The 17964-nt window shown below is 63.3% G+C and carries 18 protein-coding genes; 9 read left to right on the top strand and 9 right to left on the bottom strand.

Going from position 1 to position 17964, the window contains the following annotated elements:
* Positions 1-35: 35 nt before the first annotated feature.
* Positions 36-923, top strand: a complete 888-nt coding sequence (locus QU595_RS24325; protein ID WP_216331778.1) for a LysR substrate-binding domain-containing protein — start codon at positions 36-38, stop codon at positions 921-923.
* Between the two features lie 220 nt (positions 924-1143).
* Here QU595_RS24325 and QU595_RS24330 read toward each other — a convergent pair whose 3' ends face one another.
* Positions 1144-1890, bottom strand: a complete 747-nt coding sequence (locus QU595_RS24330; RefSeq protein ID WP_145206853.1) for an IclR family transcriptional regulator — start codon at positions 1888-1890, stop codon at positions 1144-1146.
* Between the two features lie 175 nt (positions 1891-2065).
* On the opposite strand from QU595_RS24330, the gene QU595_RS24335 reads away from it, so the two are divergent.
* The 8 genes from QU595_RS24335 to QU595_RS24370 all read left to right on the top strand — a co-directional run bounded on the left by QU595_RS24335 (position 2066) and on the right by QU595_RS24370 (position 9996).
* Positions 2066-3634 (top strand): 4-hydroxyphenylacetate 3-hydroxylase N-terminal domain-containing protein, encoded by a 1569-nt coding sequence (locus tag QU595_RS24335; protein WP_315926827.1) that lies wholly within the window; start codon positions 2066-2068, stop codon positions 3632-3634.
* A 97-nt stretch (positions 3635-3731) separates the two neighbouring features.
* Entirely contained in the window at positions 3732-4325 is a 594-nt protein-coding gene (locus QU595_RS24340) for an FAD synthetase family protein (protein ID WP_145206864.1), read from the top strand.
* Positions 4312-4794, top strand: a complete 483-nt coding sequence (locus QU595_RS24345; RefSeq protein ID WP_145206855.1) for a flavin reductase family protein — start codon at positions 4312-4314, stop codon at positions 4792-4794. Before QU595_RS24340 ends, QU595_RS24345 begins: the two co-directional genes overlap by 14 nt.
* A 42-nt stretch (positions 4795-4836) precedes the next feature.
* Entirely contained in the window at positions 4837-6291 is a 1455-nt protein-coding gene (locus tag QU595_RS24350; RefSeq protein ID WP_216331776.1) for an aldehyde dehydrogenase, read from the top strand.
* 90 nt (positions 6292-6381) lie between these two features.
* Positions 6382-7377, top strand: a complete 996-nt coding sequence (locus QU595_RS24355) for a dihydrodipicolinate synthase family protein (RefSeq protein WP_216331775.1) — start codon at positions 6382-6384, stop codon at positions 7375-7377.
* Positions 7374-7976, top strand: coding sequence for a 2-hydroxychromene-2-carboxylate isomerase (locus QU595_RS24360; protein WP_216331774.1), 603 nt, complete (start codon positions 7374-7376; stop codon positions 7974-7976). The genes QU595_RS24355 and QU595_RS24360 overlap by 4 nt, the downstream gene beginning before the upstream one ends.
* A gap of 35 nt (positions 7977-8011) precedes the next feature.
* Positions 8012-8917, top strand: coding sequence for a VOC family protein (locus QU595_RS24365; protein WP_216331773.1), 906 nt, complete (start codon positions 8012-8014; stop codon positions 8915-8917).
* Between the two features lie 104 nt (positions 8918-9021).
* A complete protein-coding gene (locus QU595_RS24370) occupies positions 9022-9996 on the top strand; it encodes a LysR family transcriptional regulator (RefSeq protein WP_244916212.1) in 975 nt (324 codons plus the stop codon).
* On the opposite strand, the gene QU595_RS24375 is transcribed toward QU595_RS24370, so the two are convergent.
* Genes QU595_RS24375 through trbE form a run of 8 tightly spaced genes read right to left on the bottom strand, consistent with a single transcriptional unit; the run spans position 9941 to position 17955 of the window.
* The gene (locus QU595_RS24375) at positions 9941-10174 is read right to left on the bottom strand and encodes a DUF2274 domain-containing protein (RefSeq protein ID WP_109614488.1); all 234 of its coding nucleotides are present in this window, start codon (positions 10172-10174) and stop codon (positions 9941-9943) included. The two genes, QU595_RS24370 and QU595_RS24375, sit on opposite strands and share 56 nt — an antisense overlap.
* Before the next feature lie 2 nt (positions 10175-10176).
* Positions 10177-11307 (bottom strand): TrbI/VirB10 family protein, encoded by a 1131-nt coding sequence (locus tag QU595_RS24380; protein ID WP_109614487.1) that lies wholly within the window; start codon positions 11305-11307, stop codon positions 10177-10179.
* Positions 11304-12332, bottom strand: a complete 1029-nt coding sequence (trbG, locus tag QU595_RS24385) for a P-type conjugative transfer protein TrbG (RefSeq protein WP_109614486.1) — start codon at positions 12330-12332, stop codon at positions 11304-11306. Before trbG ends, QU595_RS24380 begins: the two co-directional genes overlap by 4 nt.
* Positions 12329-13018, bottom strand: a complete 690-nt coding sequence (trbF, locus tag QU595_RS24390; protein WP_109614485.1) for a conjugal transfer protein TrbF — start codon at positions 13016-13018, stop codon at positions 12329-12331. Before trbF ends, trbG begins: the two co-directional genes overlap by 4 nt.
* A complete protein-coding gene (gene trbL / locus QU595_RS24395; protein ID WP_216331772.1) occupies positions 13015-14373 on the bottom strand; it encodes a P-type conjugative transfer protein TrbL in 1359 nt (452 codons plus the stop codon). The genes trbF and trbL overlap by 4 nt, the downstream gene beginning before the upstream one ends.
* A 3-nt stretch (positions 14374-14376) precedes the next feature.
* Positions 14377-14664, bottom strand: coding sequence for a putative entry exclusion protein TrbK-alt (trbK-alt, locus tag QU595_RS24400; RefSeq protein ID WP_109614483.1), 288 nt, complete (start codon positions 14662-14664; stop codon positions 14377-14379).
* A gap of 16 nt (positions 14665-14680) precedes the next feature.
* Positions 14681-15448 (bottom strand): P-type conjugative transfer protein TrbJ, encoded by a 768-nt coding sequence (gene trbJ, locus QU595_RS24405; RefSeq protein WP_410000561.1) that lies wholly within the window; start codon positions 15446-15448, stop codon positions 14681-14683.
* The gene (gene trbE, locus QU595_RS24410; protein ID WP_109614482.1) at positions 15445-17955 is read right to left on the bottom strand and encodes a conjugal transfer protein TrbE; all 2511 of its coding nucleotides are present in this window, start codon (positions 17953-17955) and stop codon (positions 15445-15447) included. Before trbE ends, trbJ begins: the two co-directional genes overlap by 4 nt.
* Between the last annotated feature and the right edge of the window lie 9 nt (positions 17956-17964).

Raw genomic sequence — 17964 nt, forward strand, 5'->3', positions numbered from 1 at the left:
CGGCTCTGCCAAGCAGGACGGGGGGAGGAAGGCGCATGTATCTCAAGAGGTTGAAGTATTTTATCGCAGTTGCCGAAGAACTGAATATTGGCCGCGCGGCTACGAGGCTCGATATTGCACAGCCCCCCCTTTCACGCCAAATTGCCCTGCTTGAGGAGGAATTGGGGGTTCATCTTTTTGACCGCTCGCGCAGCCAGATCCAGCTTACCCAGGCCGGCTGCGTGCTGCGCGACCGGGCCCGCGAGATTATTGAGCGGCTTGAACTGGCCCTGAGCGAAACAAAACGCATCGGCTCGGGCTTGGCGGGACGGCTCAGCATCGGTTTTGTCGGATCGGCCTCTTACAGCGTGTTGCCGGCGTTGATCCGAATCTATCGGCGCGAGTACCCGGATGTGCATCTCAGCCTGCGGGAGATGAACAACGCCAATCTGCAACGTTCGCTGGTTCAACGCGAGATCGACGTTGCCGTGGCTCGGCCCGGGCTTGAGGACGATGAATTCCGCAAAGAACCACTGTGTGTCGAGAAATTCATTCTGGCGTTACCAGAAGGATCCGATTTAAGCAGCCGGGATACGATACGGCTTGCCGATCTGACCGATCAAACAATCATTCTATCTGTCACCCAGTCGCGCCCGAGCTATGGCGCCGTGGTCCTGGACATTCTTTCGCATGAGGGTGTTACGCCGGGCAGCACCGAACTGGCCCCAGATTTTCAGTCCCTGATCAGCCTCGTCTCTGTCGGAGTGGGGATCGCCTTGGTGCCCCAATCCCTAGGTCTCGGGGCGCGGCCGGGCCTGATCTTGCGCCCCTATGAAGGATATAATCCCGGCATAGGGCTGATGGTTCATACCCGTCTCGACAATCGGGCGCCGCAGGTCATGCAGTTTATGGACCTGACGCGGAGATTCGCACGCAAACTTTGAACCGCCCCTAAGCTGGCCAGTTCACGTCTGACGACTGCCTGCCGTTGTTCCATGATGGATCGGGCGGCTTTCGACAGGAACGCACGCGACCCTGGCTGGCGCGCTCGCAAGTCCGGTCTGCCAGGAAGCACTTTCAGAATGTTCCCCGACAGGCTCGACGCCTAGGCCCGAGGCTTTTCCGGCCGAACCAGCCTGACCCGGCGCCAGCGCAAGCCGCTTATTAGTTGGGATCGTGATGGCGCTGCAGACGCAGCGAGACACGCCGCGCGGCTTCCACGACGATGTTGCGAAAGGCCCGAGGCTGAATCTCGTGACGACTGCGCGGAACAACTAGAACCAGCGCCGCAACAGGCTGGGAAATGTGGTTTTGGATCATTGCGCTTACGCAGATGACATCTGGCTCGTTCGCGGGTGGACCGGCGAGAAACCCCTCGCTTGCTATGTCGGCGAGGCGGTTGCGGAAGCTCTCCCGATTGTGGAGTGCGTTTTCGGGCTGGGCGTAGTGATCGAGATATTCGTCTATCTGCTGGTGCGAGTATTGCGCCAGATGCAACAATCCCGGCGGGCTATCATGAAGCGTGACTCCGGTCCCAAGCATCTCGCGCGAGACGCGCAGGGCTTGCGTGCCTTCCAAGGCCTCCAGAATCAGCAGCCGCCCGTGGTCCTCCATCGTCAAATATACGGTCTCGCCATAGCCACGCAAAAGTTCGGCGAGGACCGGGCGGGCGGCCCCCATCAGGGGCGAACTATCCTCAAACGCGCGATGGAGCGTGGCCACTAGCGGCCCGAGGCGATACCGCCCCCGTTCGACCTTTCTGAGCAGGCCAATTCGCCCGAGCCCGTTCACAAGGTCATGCGTTCCGCTGACCGAATTGTTGATCGCACGCGCGAGATCCGTCACGGAATGCTCCGGCTGCTCTGCTGTGAACTGCCGCAACAGACTTCCGACCTTATGAAGCGTTTTCATGGGTACTCCCCTCCCTCCCCGCACCAGCTTTCCGGTATTACCGGAAAAGTATGCGGTATTTCAACATACCTTTCGACAGCCATGCAAATTTTGCAAGGTAGGGTGCTCATTACAGCAAGACGATACGGAATGAGACTTCGGCGCTTCGGTGGCCGGATCTTTGGGAGGAGGAAAAATGAAAGACGATGTCAAGCCCAACGCGGGGGTCAGTGCGACCCAGCCGTACACGGGGAGCGAATATCTCGACAGCCTGGACGACGGTCGCACGATCTTCATCCATGGGGAACGGGTCAAGAAGGTTGCTGACCATCCAGCCTTTCGTAACTCGGCACGCATGGTCGCGCGCTGGTACAACAGGCTGCACGAGAAGAAGGACCAGATCGGTCGGCCGACCGACACCGGCTCGGGCGGCTGGACGCACCCCTATTTCAAGGCAGCCAAGACGGCCGAGGAACTCATCGCGGGGCGAGACGCTATCGCCGAGACGCAGCGCGTGGCGCAGGGCTGGATGGGCCGCGCGCCGGACTACAAGGCCGCCTTCATGGGCACGCTGGGCGCCAATTCGTCTTTCTACGGGGAATATGCCGGCAACGCGAAGGCCTGGTATGCCCGCACGCAGGAACGGCTCGACTACTGGAACCACGCGATCGTCAACCCGCCGATCGACCGCCACCTGCCCGTCGAACAGGCCAGCGACGTCTATATGCAGGTCGAGAAGGAAACCGATGCCGGGGTGGTCGTCTCGGGCGCCAAGGTCGTCGCCACCGGCTCGGCGCTGACGCATTACAACTTCGTCGCCCATTACGGCGTTCCGATCAAGGACAAGAAGTTCGCCCTGATCTTCACCGCCCCGATGGACAGCCCCGGCGTGAAGTTGATCAGCCGCGCCAGCTATGAGCTGAATGCCGCGGTGATGGGAACGCCCTTCGACTATCCGTTGTCCAGCCGGCTGGACGAGAACGACGCGATCCTGGTGTTCGACAAGGTGCTGGTGCCCTGGGAAAACCTGTTCGTCTATGGCGACATCGAGAAGATCAACGCCTTCCTGCCCGCCTCGGGCTTCGGCGCGCGCTTCACCATGCACGGCAGCACGCGCCTCGCGGTCAAGCTCGACTTCATCGCCGGCCTGTTGTCCATGGCGCTTGACGCGACCGGGGTGTCGGCCTTCCGCGGCCCGCAGACCGCCGTGGGCGAGGTCGTGGCCTGGCGCAACATGATGTGGGCGCTGAACGACGCACTGGTGAAAAGCCCGGTGCCGTGGGTCGGGACCGACGGCTACGTCCATCCCAACCTGAATGCCGGCACCGCCTATCGTGTGCTTGCGCCGATGGCCTACATCCGGATCAAGGAACTGATCGAACGCCATGTCGCCTCGGGGCTGATCTATCTGCCCTCCTCGTCGCTGGACTTCGAATCCGAGGAGGTACGGCCCTATCTCGACCGCTACGTCCGCGGCTCGAACGGGATGGTCGCGCTGGACCGGGTGAAGCTGCTGAAACTGCTGTGGGATGCGATCGGATCGGAATTCGGCGGCCGGCACGAGCTTTACGAAACCAACTACGCCGGCAGCTACGAGGCGATCCGCGTCGAGACCATGATGGCGGCCCAAGCCTCGGGCGAGTTGGCGCAGATGCAGCAGACGGTCCGCGACTTCATGTCGGAATACGACCTGAACGGCTGGACAGCGCCCGACCTGATCAATCCCTGGGATGTCAACCGCCTGCGAGCCGGCTTCCAGAAATGAGAGCCGCGATGCGGCCGGTCCGGCCGGCCGCATCGCCGAACACTTGAAGGGGGGGTGGCCGTTGTCTCTGGATTATTCCGGGTGCCAAACGAATGTGATGCGTGACGATCAGTTGGCCCTGCCGGCCAGCATCGTGACGATCGGTGCCTTCGATGGCGTGCATCGCGGCCATCAGGAGCTGATCACCCGCGTCGTCGCCGAGGCGCGGGCGACCGGGCTGCCAGCGGTGGTCTGGACCTTCGATCCGCCGCCCAAGGTGTTCTTCGGCAAGGCGCGGCAATTGACGCCGGTGTCGGAAAAGCTGGCCCGGATCGCCCGGCTCGGTCCCGATTACATCGTACTTTCAAATTTCGGCCACAGCTATGCGGCGCGCAGTCCTGCGGATTTCCTGGCTGATCTATCCCGTATCGGGCCGAAGCGCATCCATGTCGGGGCCGATTTCCGCTTCGGCGCGCGGCAGGCTGGCGACACCGATCTTCTGGCGCGCCACTTCAAAGTCGTCCTTGCGCCCCCGGTGCTTTGCGAACGGGGCGTGACGATCTCGTCCAGCCGCATCCGCGCGCTGCACGAGAGCTGCCTGCTCAGCGAGGCGGCCTCGCTCCAAGGCGAGACTGCGCCTTCCGCCCTGCTCTGTGGGGCGCTGTTAACCAATGACATGAGGTATGAGGAGAGTTTCGATGTCTGGTTTTGACCCGCGCGAGTTGCGCGATGCCTGCGGCCGTTTCGCCACCGGCGTGACGGTAATCAGCACCCGCACCGAGGACGGCGATCACGGAATGACGGCCAATGCCTTCATGTCGGTCTCGCTCGACCCGCCCCTGATCACCATCTCGCTCGACCGCAAGAGCCGGATGCTGGAAAAGGTGCGCTCCTCCGGGCGCTATGCCGTGAATGTCCTGGCCCAGGACATGAAGCCGCTGGCGATGCATTTCGCCGGCAAGCACGACCCGGAGTTGGTCGGGGTCTTTTCCGAGCGTGACGGACTGCCGGTGATCCCGGATGCCCTGGCCGTGTTCCTGACCGATGTCGAGCAGGAAATCGAGGCCGGGGACCACACGCTCTTCATCGGCCGGGTGACGGACATCGGCCGTGAAAACGGAAACCAGCCGCTTGTCTTCAGCGGCGGAAAGTTTGCGACGCTCGCCACGGCCGACGAATAGGACCCGGCAGGCGGACTTATTACTAAAACAGGGAGGATACTCATGGAAACGACTCTGCATATCGACAACGAAGCCCGGCCGGCCAGCACGCAGGCCCGGTTCGAGCGCCGCTCGCCCGCATCGGGCGAGGTGGTGACGATCAGTGCCGCCGCCAATGCGCGCGACGCCAGCGCCGCCATCGAGGCGGCGGAGCGGGCATTCGCCTCGTGGTCGCAGACCGGCCCCGGCCTGCGCCGGGCCCTGCTGATGAAGGCGGCCGACGAGATCGAGGCACGCACCGAACAGTTCGTTGCCGCAATGAAGGCCGAGGTCGGCGCCGGCGAGCTGTGGTCGCGCTTCAACGTCATGCTGGCGGCGAACCTGTTCCGCGAGGCGGCCTCGCTGGCCACCCAGATCCAGGGCGAGACCATCCCCTCGGACAAGCCCGGCACGCTCTCGATGACTGTCCGCCAGCCGGTCGGCGTCATCCTCAGCATGGTGCCCTGGAACGGTCCGGTGGTGCTGGCGGCGCGGGCGATCGCCTATCCGCTGGTCTGCGGCAATACGGTGGTGTTCCGCGCCTCGGAAACCTCGCCCCGGACCCACGAGTTGATCGCCGAGGCGGTCTATGCCGCCGGCTTCCCGCCCAGCACGCTGAACTTCATCACCAACGACCCCAAGGACGCTCCCGAGCTGGTCGAAGCGATGATCGCCCATCCCGCCGTGCGCCGCGTGAACTTCACCGGCTCGACCCATGTCGGCCGGATCATCGCCGAAAAATGCGGCCGCTACCTCAAGCGCTGCATCCTGGAACTGGGCGACAAGTCGCCGATGGTCGTTCTGGGCGATGCCGACATCGAAGGCGCGGTGAACGCCACCATCTTCGGGGCCTTCCTCTATCAGGGCCAGATCTGCATGACGACCGAGCGGGTGATCGTCGAGGAGAGCATCGCCGACCGTTTCGTCGATCTTCTGGCCGAACGCGCCGCGACGCTTCAGGCTGGCGACCCGCGGGTCCAGGCCGCCTGCGCCCTGGGGCCGGTCATCAACCAGAATGCCGCCGACCGGCTGAACGCGCTGCTGAAGGACGCCACCGACAAGGGCGCCCGGCTGCGCGCCGGGGGCCATGCACAGAACACGCTGATGTCCGCCACCGTCCTGGACGGCGTCACCTCGGGGATGCGCATCTACAGCGAAGAGGCCTTCGGTCCGATCCTGCAGGTGATCCGCGTCAAGGACAGCGACGAGGCCGTCCGCGTCGCCAACGATACGGAATACGGCCTGTCTGCCGCCGTCTTCGCCACCGACATCAACAAGGCGGTGTCGGTCGCAATGCGGATTCAGACCGGGTCTGTTCACATCAACGGCTCGACCGTCGCAAACGACGCCCAGGCGCCCTATGGCGGAACCAAGGCCAGCGGCTGGGGCCGTTTTGACGGCGGCCGCGCGGTGATCGAGGAGTTCACCGAACTGAAATGGCTGACGATCGAGTCGCCCTCGCAACAGTATCCGCTCTGACGGCACGACCGGCACGGAGCAGTGTGACCGACGAGAAGATACGGATCAGGCCGGGTATCTGGCGCGATCCCAGAACCGAAAGTGGTAATTATGAAGAAAACTCTACTTACCGTCGATGACGTTACCGGGTGCTGGGCAATCATGCCCACACCTTCGAAACCCAACGCATCAGACATCAATGCAACCGATACCGTTGATCTGGATGAAACCGCCCGCGCCGCCGAGGCTCTGGTCGCGGCAGGCGTAAACGGCATCCTGACGCAGGGCACGCTTGGAGAAGCCGCGACAACGACCTGGGAAGAAAAGCAGGCGTTTCTGCGCACGGTGGTTGAAACGGTCGGAGGGCGGGTTCCAGTCTTCGGCGGCACGACCAGCCTGAACACCCGCGATACGATCCGCATGACCAGGGCCGTGCGTGAGATCGGTGTCGATGGTGTCATGCTCGGCCTTCCGATGTGGTGCACGCCTGACGTGCCGACGGCGGTTCAGTTCTACCGGGATGTCGCCTCTTCCTGCCCTGACGTGGCGATTTGCGCCTACGCCAATCCCGAAGCGTTCAAGTTTGAATTCCCACGGGCTTTCTGGGCACAGATCGCTGAAATCCCGCAGATCGTTTCCGCCAAATACATGAGCACGGCGGCTCTCTATACGGATATCAACCTGACGAAACGCCGGATTCGCCTGATGCCGCTCGATGTGGACTACTATGCGGCTGCGCGGATTGATCCGGAAGCCTGCACGGCGTTCTGGACCAGCGGTGCGGTCTGTGGTCCGTCGCCCGTGATCCAGTTGCGCGATCTCGTCTCGAACGCGCACAGGACGGGAGACTGGAGCAAGGCAAAAGCGCTGACGGACCGGATCGCTTTTACCTATCGCACCCTTTTCCCGAACGGGTCGTTCAGGGAATTCTCGGTCTACAACATCGGAATCGAGAAAGCGCGCATGGACGCTGCGGGCTGGATGACGGCCGGGCCATGCCGGCCGCCGTATCATGTCGTCCCCGAGCAGATTCTTGCCGGCGGCCGTGAATCGGGCCTTCAATGGGCAAAGCTCGCGGCCGAACTTGACGGCGGGAAACCGGCATGAGCAATCGTGCCCTTGATTTCTATTTCGATTTCATGAGCCCGTTTGCATATCTGGCGTTTCAAAAGCTGCCCGGGATATGTGAACGATACGGGCTGGAACTCCGGCCCCATGTCGTCGATCTGCCAAAACTGAAGCTGCTGGCTGGGAATACCGGGCCTGCGAATGTGGCCATTCCGACGAAGATTCGCTACCTCAAGACCGATCTTGATCGTTGGGCAGGCCGCTACGGGGTGCCTCTGAAATTTCCGAAGTCACTGGATACCGGCGCGCTCAACCGCAGTTTTTTGCATGCGCATGACGCGGGAAAAGGACCTGACTTCATCCGGCTCGCCTGGGATGGGGTGTGGGGGAAAGGTGGGGATCCGACAGATCCGGCCCTGCTGGACGATCTGGCCTCGACCTGCGGCCTGAACCCGGAAGAGCTTGCTGCCTGGACGGCCTCGGAGGAAGCCTTCGCACGTCTGAAAACTGCGACCCAGGCGGCGCATGAGGCCGGCGTTTTTGGTGTTCCGACCATGATCGTCGGCGATCAAATGTGGTGGGGCAACGACCGCCTTGCCTTCATGGAGGATGCCCTGAGCCAGGGCATCCGTATCTAACTTTCAATAAACTTCAAACGGAGGAGGAGCCTCTCATGTCCCTGCAAAAACTATCTCATGCGACGCTAAGGGTGAAAAACCTTGAGGAATCGCTGGAATTCCACACCAAGGTTCTCGGGCTGGAAGAGATCGCGCGTCAGGACGGACGTGTGTATCTGACCTGCGGCACGGACGGAACCTATGACCTCGCCGTGACCGAAGGAGGCACCGGCGTCATCAGCTTTGCGATCGCCGCGGATGATGAGGAAGATCTGGCGCACTATCGCCGCCGCGTGGAGGAGGCGGGTGTCGGAGTGCGCGAAATGACGGACCCGGACCCCGGCGTTGCGAAGGTGATCGAATTCGATCTTCCGCCGCAGAAGCAGAAGATGCAGATCGCCCTGCGCAAACCCGAGGTGCGTCAGCACTATTACAATCCGGCCCGGCGTGGGGCCAACCATCTCGGCGGTCTCGCGCCGGTGGATCTGGACCATATCACGTTGCGCGTGGGGCCTGACGCAACGCAAACGATCGAATTCCTCTCGAAGTACGTCGATTTTCATGCGTCCGACATCGTGGACTTTCCCGGCGGTAACGGTCGCCTGGCATCCTGGATGCATGTCGGCGACTACCACCATGATGTCGCGATGTTCGCCGGCGCGCCGCATGAAACCCTCGATCACCTCGCCTGGACCATCCCGAACCTCGAATACATGAAGATGATGCTCGACCAGGTCGCTCGCGGGGGCGTCATGACCGAAGCTGGTCCCGGACGTCATGGGGTCGGTTCCAACATCTACTCGTATTTCTGGACCCCCTGCGGTAACCGCTACGAACTGTCGGGCGAGATGCCGCGCTGCGTGGATCGTAAAGCCGGGCCGAAGATGTGGACTGCCGATCAGCCCACCATCTTCAGCTCGTGGGGGGCACCCTTCCCTGAAAGTTTCAAGACTGGCTCCTGAGCAAGAACTGGTCCGCGCCTCTATGGCGCGGACCAGCGCGATTTGAGCGTCTTTAGTTTTCTTAGGCTCCACTCCGCGCTAGCCGGCCGATGTTGGGGATATTAATGGATTGTGCCGAAACCGAAATGCCGAGGCATTCAGATTGGATTGAGCTTCGCCATCTCCGTTATTTTGTAGCTGCAGCCGAGCATGGAAGCTTTCGCAAAGCCGGCGCCGCACTCGGGCTTTCACAGTCGACAATAAGCCGGTGTATCGCCGACCTCGAAGACCAGATCGGCGCGTCTTTGTTTCACCGGCACACATGGGGCGTGTCGCAGACTTATGCCGGACAGCGTTTCCTTGTGCGAGCCAGGCAGGCCATCAGAACTGTCGGGATAGGAGCGCAAGATGTCGCCTCTGTCGGGCGATCCGAGCAAGGTCGTGTCAAGATCGGCATCTATTCCTCGATCGCTTCCGGCTTTCTTACTGAATTGCTGGTAAGCTTTGGCAAGCGCTACCGCAATGTTAGCATAGAGATGGTAGATGGGAACCCTGCCGAACATGTGGCGGCAATCCGGCAACTCAGCCTCGACGTCGCGTTCATTACCGGAACTCGGGAATGGCCAGACTGTGAACGCGCACCCTTGTGGTCGGAACGTGTGTTCGTTGTCCTGCCCGACAGTCACGCCCTGACCAAGAGGGAAGAACTGGTGTGGCGCGATCTCGCCGACGAAACCTTCATTGTGAGCGAAACCGCCCCAGGGCAGGAGATTCACGATCATTTGGTTCGCTGTTTGGCAGACCTCGGCCGGCATCCCGATATTCAGGTACAGCATATCAGCCGGGACAATCTCGTGCCATTGGTTGCGTTCGGCCGGGGGCTAACGCTGGTAAGCGAGGCCATGACCGTTGCACAGTTTCCTGGTGTTGTTTACCGGCCAATCCTCGGTGAGGTTCTGCCCTTCTCGGCCGTCTGGTCTGCAAGCAACGACAATCCCGCTTTCCGTCGGTTCCTTAGTCTGGCAAAGGCAATGGCCGTCAGACCTACACCTTTGGAGACCGGGCGGAGCGCCGTGCCTTCGCAAACCCCCGATCCGTAGCGATGAAGCGCTCCAGCATCGGCACTATCAGCCTGACGGGATCGGCGGCGGGCTGGCCGCTCTCGCGGGCGAGCACCTCGGCATAGGCGACCAGATCGCGGTGAAGCGGCGCGGGCAGCTCCACCATCACCTTGACGGGCTTGTCGTCGGGCAGCGGGCCGAGTTTCAGCTTGGTCATGGTCAACCTCCGGCGGGCTCGAATACAAGGTCGCGGGTGACGATGATCCTGACCGGGAAGCCCGGTCGGATGGTGAGCGTCGGCGCAACCTGCAACTGGCGCTGGACGATCTGCTGGCCGGCCTGATTGACGGTATCCTGCGCCCCGTCGCGGATGGCGCGGATCAGCCGATCTTCGTCGCTGGTCGCCAGCTCCGTGCCGACTGCGAGCAGCGTGGAGAGGCCAGCCGCCTTCATTAGATCCCACCAATGATAGTCGACGCCATCCTCAAGTCCGGCGTAGCCCGAAGCATCCGCGCCCGGCAGGCGCTCCAGAACGATGGAGCGGCCGCCCGGCAGGATCAGGCGATTCCACACCAAGAGCACCCTGCGCTGGCCGAAGGTCACGCCGTCATCGTATTGGCCGATGATGCGGGTGCCTTGCGGGATCAGCAACAGCGCGCCGGTCGGGCTGTCGTAAACGTTCTCGGTGACTTGCGCGGTGATCTGTCCGGGCAGATCGGAACGGATGCCGGTGATGAGCGCGGCCGGGATCACGGCCCCGGCCTGAAGGATATAGGGCGATGCCGGCGGCGCGACACGATCCGGGGCGACGGTTTGTCGATCCACCGGCCCGTTGAGGAAGGCGGCATGTCGGTTCTGCCCGGACCCATCGGGTTGTTGTCCGCCAATCCCGGCGATACCGGGCATGGCCGTTCCCGCTGTCCCGCCGGAACGCGGCCCCGACTGGAAGAACACGTTGCTGAGGCGGGCCGCTTCTTCCTCGGCAAGACGGCGCTGTTCCTCTGGATCAACGGCGGGCGTCGTGATCGCTGCCGGCATCACTGGCTGCCCTCTGTTCTGTGCCTCAAGGATCGGTCGGCCGAGATCGCCAGGCAGCGCCGGCCCCAGAACGGGGCCGGTGTAGTCGCGCGGCAGACCGGCTAGGCCGTCCGCTGTGGAACGATTTTCCGTTGAATACAGTTCTTCACCTCCAGGCCCTGCATCACGGATCTGGAGCGCATAGATCAGTGCGCCCGAGATGCCGAGAAGCGCGATCCCGCCAACGCCCGCCAGCACTCTCCTGGAAAGGCGAGTGACGCGGGGCGGTTCCGCACGAAGCCGCATGGGTGCGACGGTTTCGGTCTCACTCATGAGGACGATCCTCCTGTGGTCGTGCGGACCGGCGGGATCGCGGCCTGCGTTTGTTCCATACGAACGATCCTGACCACCTGCTGACGGTCGCCGCTGCCAAGGCGCAGCTCGGCCGCGCCGAAGAGGCGATCCACGATCAAAACGTTCTGGTGCACGCGGCTGTTGACGATCTGCGTTTCTCCGTTCGACCCGATGACGAACAGAGGCGGCATTTCGCCCTGCACGATACCGCGCGGGAAAACGACATAAACACGGCGGCCATCGTCGAAGACGGAAACAGGTCGCCATGGCGGGCTGTCGCCCCGCACCTGCAATCCGTAGCGATAATTACGGGCTGCCTCGGCGGGGATGGCGGGCGTGGTCGGCGTGGTCACTCGGCTCCCTGCCGGCGGCGCGGGATAAGCCCATGCCACGGAAGGCATGTAGAGCGCTTCCCGCGCACGCAACTCGATCATGTAGGTGCGCCGGTCGGTGGTCACGACAAGGTTAGTGGAAATGTCCGGGCGCGTCGGTTTCACCAGGATATGGACACGACGGTTCGAGCCTGAGCCGCTTTCGGTGTCGCCGATGATCCAGCGCGTCGTGTCGCCTGCCGCAATCGGTCCCGCCCCGGTCAGGCTCTCGCCCGGCTCCAGCGCGATATTGGTGATCTGGCCGGGCGCTGCATAGACCTGATAGAGCGCACCTTCCGACCACGGATAGATCTGGATCGCGTTGTAGTAGCCTTCTCGGCGCGGCTCGACGCGGGCGGCGGCATTGGCGTTCTCGACGCGGCCGGTCGGCGTGCCGGCTGTGGTGCCGCCGCGCGCCACGGTCCATGCCGGGGGAACGTGCAGGGGCCGGGGCCGGTTGTCCGTGGCGGCGGCCTGCACGGTGGGCAGCGGCAACACGTCGGCGTCGTAGCTGAATTGCGGCGGCTTGTTGGTCGCGCAGCCCGTCAGCATGGTGGCGGAAAGCAGCAAAGCCGCGAAGGCGGGTTTAAGGAAAGCCGGAAACGCGGCTTCGCGGAAAGGCGTGCGGGTCATTGGCTCATCTCCCGCGACCAGTTGATCGCGTTGACGTAGATTCCAAGGGGATTGGCGCGCAGGCGCTCGGCGTTGCGCGGGGTCTGGATCACGATGGTGAGGATCGCGGTCCACCTCTCCGTGGTGGAGAGCTGCCCGTTCTCATAGTGGCGTTCGGTCCAGGCAACCCGAAAGCTATCCGGCGAAGCCCGGATGACGGATGACACCTCGACGGCGACCTGCTGGCGGCCGACGCGGGTAAAGGGATCGTTGTTGCGGGCGTAGTCGTTCAAGGCGGCCGCGCCGCGATCGGTAGTCCACTCATAGGCACGGAGCCAGTTCTGCCGGACAATGATCGCATCTGCCGGGATCGCGCGGACTTGCTCGATGAAGCGGCCGAGATGGAAGGCGATCTGTGGATCGGTGGGGCGATAGTCGGCAACAGCAGGCGCGACGGTTTGCGCTTGGCCGAGACTATCTACTTGTACGACCCAGGGCACGACCGTCCCGCGCGCCGATTGCCAGACAAGAGCGCTGGCAAAGCCTGCGGACAGGATCAGGCAGCCGAAGGCCATGTAGCGCCAGTTCCGTGCCTGCAAACGGGCTGAGCCGATCCGCTCATCCCAGACCTGTGCGGCCTTCTGGTAAGGTGTCTCCGGTTCTGGCGTCTTGCCGTAATGGGTTGCTGGTCGTTTGAAGATGTTCATGTGCGGTCACTTTCGGAAAGACTGACGGAGGAACCGCCGCCGTGGCTGTCGCCGGAACGGACGGCATGGGCGACGGTGGAAGCGCCATGGCTCATGGCCCGGCCGCGCTGCATGCGCTGTGCCCAGGCTGGCGGACTATCGGTGGTCGCAGGAGATGCCGGCTCGCGGGATGTGGTGCCGCCGACCGTGCCCATCGAGGAGCTGCCACCGGAGGCTCCGAACCCGCCCTTGACGCCATCCGAATAACTGGATTTCAGGCTGTCGGTGGCGCGGGCGGCGGCATGCTTCAGGGGCGAGACGGTCGCTGACGCACCCGCGCGCGCTACACCGCCAAGCCCGGATGCGATACCGGCTGCGCCGGACCCGCCCATGGAGCCAAGGGTATAGGCTGATGAGGCAGCGCCGGCGGCGGAGGCGCCGCCGCGCGCGAATGCAGCACCACCGGAGAGTGCGGCGCCACCACCCTTCGCGGCGAGCATGGTCGCACCACCGGCAGCGATTGCCGCGCCACCAACGGCGAGACCCGTGCCGACAGCGGCACCGGCGCTGAGTTGCGGGCCACCAGACACGAGGCCCGTGGCGATGCCGGGTCCGAAAATGCCGAGGCCGAGAAGGGAAAGGGCCGCCAGCACGATGGCCATGGCATCATCGATAGTCGGCGTCGCGCCGCCGAAGCCGGCAGTAAATTGGCCGAAGAGCGTCGAACCGATACCGATTATGACGGCGAGGACCAGAACCTTGATACCACTGGAGATCACATTGCCGAGCACCCGTTCGGCCATGAAGGCGGTCTTGCCGAAGAGGCCGAAGGGAATCAGCACGAAGCCGGCGAGCGTGGTCAGCTTGAACTCGATCAGCGTCACGAAGAGCTGGATCGCCAGGATGAAGAAGGCGAGGATGACCAGCGCCCAGGCGAAGAACAGGCAGAGGATCTGCACGAGGTTTTCGAATACCGCGACCCAGCCCATCAGATCGGAGATGGATTCGAGCAGTGGCCGCCCGGCCTCGAGACCGGTCTGAGCGACGCGACCGGGTCGCAGAAGATCGGCGGCCGAAAACCCGGTGCCCGACGCCATCAGGCCAAGACCGGCAAAGCTCTCAAAGACGATCCGGGCGAGGTTGTTCCAGTTGGAAATGATGTAGGCGAAGACGCCGACGAACAGCGTCTTTTTCACCAGCCGGGCGACCACATCATCGTCAGCGCCCCATGCCCAAAACAGGGCGGCGAGTGTCACGTCGATGACAATGAGCGTCGTCGCGATAAAGGCAACCTCACCGCCAAGCAGGCCGAAGCCGGAGTCGATGTAGCTCGTGAAGATGCCAAGGAAGTTGTCGATGACCCCCGTTCCGCCCATGGTTTAACGCTCCCCGTTCGGGCCGGGAGCCGCCTGCGCGGGCGTCCGACCCAAGAAACGGTCACGGGTCTCGGACCAGGTGCGGAGGCAGTCGGGGTCACTAGCCGCGGCCTCACCCATTTGCTGGCAACGCCTCTGGTCGAGGCGCAGGGGATCGGGCGGAGTCTGACGCGCTGAAGCAGAAGGTGCTGGCGCGGGCGCTTCCTCGCGCGTCGTCTCGATGATCGCCGTGGTGATCGCAACAGCAACGAAAACGATGGCCGCGATCCGGGCCAGCACCTTTCTTTCCATGATCTTCTCCCCCGCCTCAGTTGAACATCTGTGCGTTGCCGGGCTGGTAGCCCGACCCCGGCGTCAGGAAGCGTTCGCGTTGGATGCGCCCCTGTTCGGCGGCGGTCGCCCGCTCCGCTTCCGACAAGGCATCGGCCCGGCCATTGGCCGAGATGACCGCGATCAGGTCGGAGAGCTGCTGCGATTGCAGGGCGAGGAGCTGGTTGCCGGCCTGGGTCGCCTGAAGCGCGCCGGTCGCTCCCTGGCTTTCGCCGACGAGCGTTGCCATCTCGGCACGGTTGGCGTCGATGTTGCCGACAACACCAGCCTGCACACGCATGGCGTCCTGCAAGCCGCCGACGGTGTTCTCCCAGCGAGAGCGGGCATCCGCGACCATTTGGGCGTCGGTCGCGGAGAGCGAGACATTGCCATATTGGCTCTGAAATGCCTGGTCGATCTGGCCGACCTCGAAGGCGAGATTCTGCGCCTGGCCCAGAAGCTGCTGGGTGCGCTGAACGTTCTGCTGGAGCGCCTGAAGCGAACTGTGCGGCAGGCTCGCGAGGTTGCGGGCCTGGTTGATCAGCATCTGCGCCTCGTTCTGAAGCGAGGTGATCTGGTTGTTGATCTGCTCCAGGGTGCGAGCCGCCGTCAGCACGTTTTGCGCGTAGTTGGACGGATCATAGACAATGCGCCAGGCATGGGCCGGGCTCGTCAGCACGGGCGTGAGCGTGACGGGAAAGGCCAGCGTCAGCGCAAACATGGAGGCGCTGGCCATGCGAGAAATCCGGGGCATCGTGCGCGTCATGGGGTAATCTCCTCTTCTTCCAGGGTGAACTCGAACTCGTCCTCATCGAGAATGAGGGACGACAGATCGTCGCTTTCGGTGGCCAGATTGCTGAGGTCCGGGATCAGATCGGCGGCCCAGTCGACGCCGCGCGCTTTGAGCCATGCGGCGAGGAAGCCATCGCGGCCGTGTTCGGCGAAGATCTCGTCGATCAGCGCCTGATCGGATTTTGATGAAACCGCGCAGAGCGCGAGGCCGACCTCGGACAGGCCCAGCTCGAACAGCCGGTTGCCGCGCCGGGACTGGCAGTAATAGTCCCGCTTCGGTGTAGCCCGTGCGAGGATCTCGATCTGTCGGTCATTGAGGCCGAAGCGGCGATAGATCGTGGTGATCTGTGGCTCGATGGCCCGCTCGTTCGGCAGCAGAAGCCGCGTCGGGCAGCTTTCGATGATGGCCGGGGCAATCTTGCTACCATCTATGTCGGACAGGCTCTGCGTAGCGAAGATGACGCTGGCGTTCTTTTTGCGCAGGGTTTTCAGCCATTCGCGGAGCTGTTCCGCGAAGGCGTCGTCATCCAGCGCCAGCCAACCCTCGTCGATGATCAGCAGCGTCGGCCGCCCGTCCAATTTGCCGCCGATGCGATGAAACAGGTAGGACAGGACGGCAGGCGCCGCGCCGGTCCCGACAAGGCCCTCGATCTCGAACGCCTGCACATCGGCGGAGCCGAGATGTTCTGCCTCGGCATCGAGCAGTCGGCCATAGGGACCACCTACGCAATAGGCGCGCAGCGCCTGCTTCAGATCGTTGGACTGAAGCAGCACAGCAAGGCCGGTGATCGTCCGTTCCCCAACGGGCGCAGAGGCAAGCGAGGTCAGCGCCGTCCAGATGTGTTCCTTCACCTCCGGCGTGATCTGGATATTCTCGCGCATCAGGATCGCGACGATCCAATCAGCGGCCCAGGCACGTTCGGCCGTCTCGTGGATGCGCGCCAGCGGTTGCAGCGAAACAGAAGTCTCGGAAGCGTCGGTCAGCTCGCCGCCGAGATCATGCCAGTCCCCACCCATCGCGAGCGATACGGCGCGGATGCTGCCGCCAAAATCGAATGCGAAGACCTGCGATCGCGCGTAGCGGCGGAACTGCAGCGCCATCAGTGCCAGCAACACCGACTTGCCCGCGCCGGTCGGCCCAACGACAAGCGTATGGCCGACATCCCCGACATGCAGGGAAAACCGGAACGGGGTCGATCCTTCGGTTCTGCCGTAGAGCAGCGGGGGTGCGCCGAAGTGGTCGTCCCGTTCCGGCCCCGCCCACACGGCAGACGAAGGGACCATGTGGGCAAGGTTGAGCGTCGAGACTGGCGGTTGCCGGACATTGGCATAGGCGTGTCCGGGCAGGCTGCCGAGCCAGGCGTCGACGGCATTGACCGTCTCAACCATGACGCTGAAATCGCGGGACTGGATGATCTTCTCGACCAGCCGCAGCTTTTCGTCTGCGCGGCGGGCGTCCTCGTCCCAGACGGTGACGGTCGCCGTGACATAGGCCATGCCGGCGATGTCCGCGCCGAGTTCCTGCAAGGCCATGTCCGCATCGGCGGCCTTGTTCGCTGCATCAGTATCGACCAGCGCGGATTGCTCGTTGGTCATCACCTCTTTCAGGATGGCGGCGATGGACTTACGCTTGGCGAACCATTGCCGCCGGATCTTCGTCAGCAGCCGGGTCGCGTCAGTCTTGTCCATAAGGATGGCGCGGGTGGACCAGCGATAGGGAAACGCCAGCCGGTTCATCTCGTCGAGCAGGCCGGGTGTGGTCGTGCCCGGAAAGCCGGTGATGGTCAGTACCCGAAGGTGCTGATTGCCCAGGCGCGGCTCCAGCCCGCCGGTCAACGGCTGGTCAGCCAACAGCGCATCGAGATAGATCGGCGTCTCCGGCACGCAGACACGATGCCGATTGGTCGAGATCGTCGAATGGAGATAAGTCAGCGTCTCGGGATCATCGAGCCAGCGGCATTCGGGCATGAAGCCGTCGAGCAGCGCCAGCACGCGGTCGGTACGATCGGCAAAGCTGCGCGCCAATTCCCATGGATTTACACCCGAGGTCTCGCGCCCCTCATAAAGCCAGGATTCCGAACGCGCGGCGTCTTCGGCTGGAGGAAGCCACAGGAAGGTGAGAAAGTAGCCCGAGACGAAATGGCTGCCTTCCTCCTCGAAATCAGCTTTCCGCTCGGCATCGACCAGCGCCGAGGCCGGATCGGGGAAACGGCTCGCCGGGTAGATTGCAGCTTCCGACCGCTGTGCCTCGACGAAGATGGCCCAGCCCGAGCCAAGCCGGCGGAAGGCATTGTTCAGCCGTCCGGCCACCGCGACCAGCTCGGCCGCGACGGCGGAATCCAGGTCCGGCCCACGAAACTTTGCCGTGCGCTGGAACGAGCCGTCCTTGTTGAGGACAACACCCTCCCCCACAAGCGCCACCCAGGGCAGATAATCGGCAAGGCGGTATGCGGTGCGGCGGTATTCTGCAAGATTCATCATGGCACGTGC

The organism is Mesorhizobium sp. SP-1A (assembly GCF_032460275.1).
Taxonomy (GTDB): domain Bacteria; phylum Pseudomonadota; class Alphaproteobacteria; order Rhizobiales; family Rhizobiaceae; genus Mesorhizobium.

What these genes read in the sequence shown, in the direction of transcription:
- QU595_RS24325 (WP_216331778.1), top strand. Translation starts at nt 36, where the DNA reads ATGTATCTCAAGAGGTTGAAGTATTTTATCGCAGTTGCCGAAGAACTG.
- QU595_RS24330 (WP_145206853.1), bottom strand. Translation starts at nt 1,890, where the DNA reads ATGAAAACGCTTCATAAGGTCGGAAGTCTGTTGCGGCAGTTCACAGCA.
- QU595_RS24335 (WP_315926827.1), top strand. Translation starts at nt 2,066, where the DNA reads ATGAAAGACGATGTCAAGCCCAACGCGGGGGTCAGTGCGACCCAGCCG.
- QU595_RS24340 (WP_145206864.1), top strand. Translation starts at nt 3,732, where the DNA reads ATGCGTGACGATCAGTTGGCCCTGCCGGCCAGCATCGTGACGATCGGT.
- QU595_RS24345 (WP_145206855.1), top strand. Translation starts at nt 4,312, where the DNA reads ATGTCTGGTTTTGACCCGCGCGAGTTGCGCGATGCCTGCGGCCGTTTC.
- QU595_RS24350 (WP_216331776.1), top strand. Translation starts at nt 4,837, where the DNA reads ATGGAAACGACTCTGCATATCGACAACGAAGCCCGGCCGGCCAGCACG.
- QU595_RS24355 (WP_216331775.1), top strand. Translation starts at nt 6,382, where the DNA reads ATGAAGAAAACTCTACTTACCGTCGATGACGTTACCGGGTGCTGGGCA.
- QU595_RS24360 (WP_216331774.1), top strand. Translation starts at nt 7,374, where the DNA reads ATGAGCAATCGTGCCCTTGATTTCTATTTCGATTTCATGAGCCCGTTT.
- QU595_RS24365 (WP_216331773.1), top strand. Translation starts at nt 8,012, where the DNA reads ATGTCCCTGCAAAAACTATCTCATGCGACGCTAAGGGTGAAAAACCTT.
- QU595_RS24370 (WP_244916212.1), top strand. Translation starts at nt 9,022, where the DNA reads ATGGATTGTGCCGAAACCGAAATGCCGAGGCATTCAGATTGGATTGAG.
- QU595_RS24375 (WP_109614488.1), bottom strand. Translation starts at nt 10,174, where the DNA reads ATGACCAAGCTGAAACTCGGCCCGCTGCCCGACGACAAGCCCGTCAAG.
- QU595_RS24380 (WP_109614487.1), bottom strand. Translation starts at nt 11,307, where the DNA reads ATGAGTGAGACCGAAACCGTCGCACCCATGCGGCTTCGTGCGGAACCG.
- trbG (WP_109614486.1), bottom strand. Translation starts at nt 12,332, where the DNA reads ATGACCCGCACGCCTTTCCGCGAAGCCGCGTTTCCGGCTTTCCTTAAA.
- trbF (WP_109614485.1), bottom strand. Translation starts at nt 13,018, where the DNA reads ATGAACATCTTCAAACGACCAGCAACCCATTACGGCAAGACGCCAGAA.
- trbL (WP_216331772.1), bottom strand. Translation starts at nt 14,373, where the DNA reads ATGGGCGGAACGGGGGTCATCGACAACTTCCTTGGCATCTTCACGAGC.
- trbK-alt (WP_109614483.1), bottom strand. Translation starts at nt 14,664, where the DNA reads ATGGAAAGAAAGGTGCTGGCCCGGATCGCGGCCATCGTTTTCGTTGCT.
- trbJ (WP_410000561.1), bottom strand. Translation starts at nt 15,448, where the DNA reads ATGACGCGCACGATGCCCCGGATTTCTCGCATGGCCAGCGCCTCCATG.
- trbE (WP_109614482.1), bottom strand. Translation starts at nt 17,955, where the DNA reads ATGATGAATCTTGCAGAATACCGCCGCACCGCATACCGCCTTGCCGAT.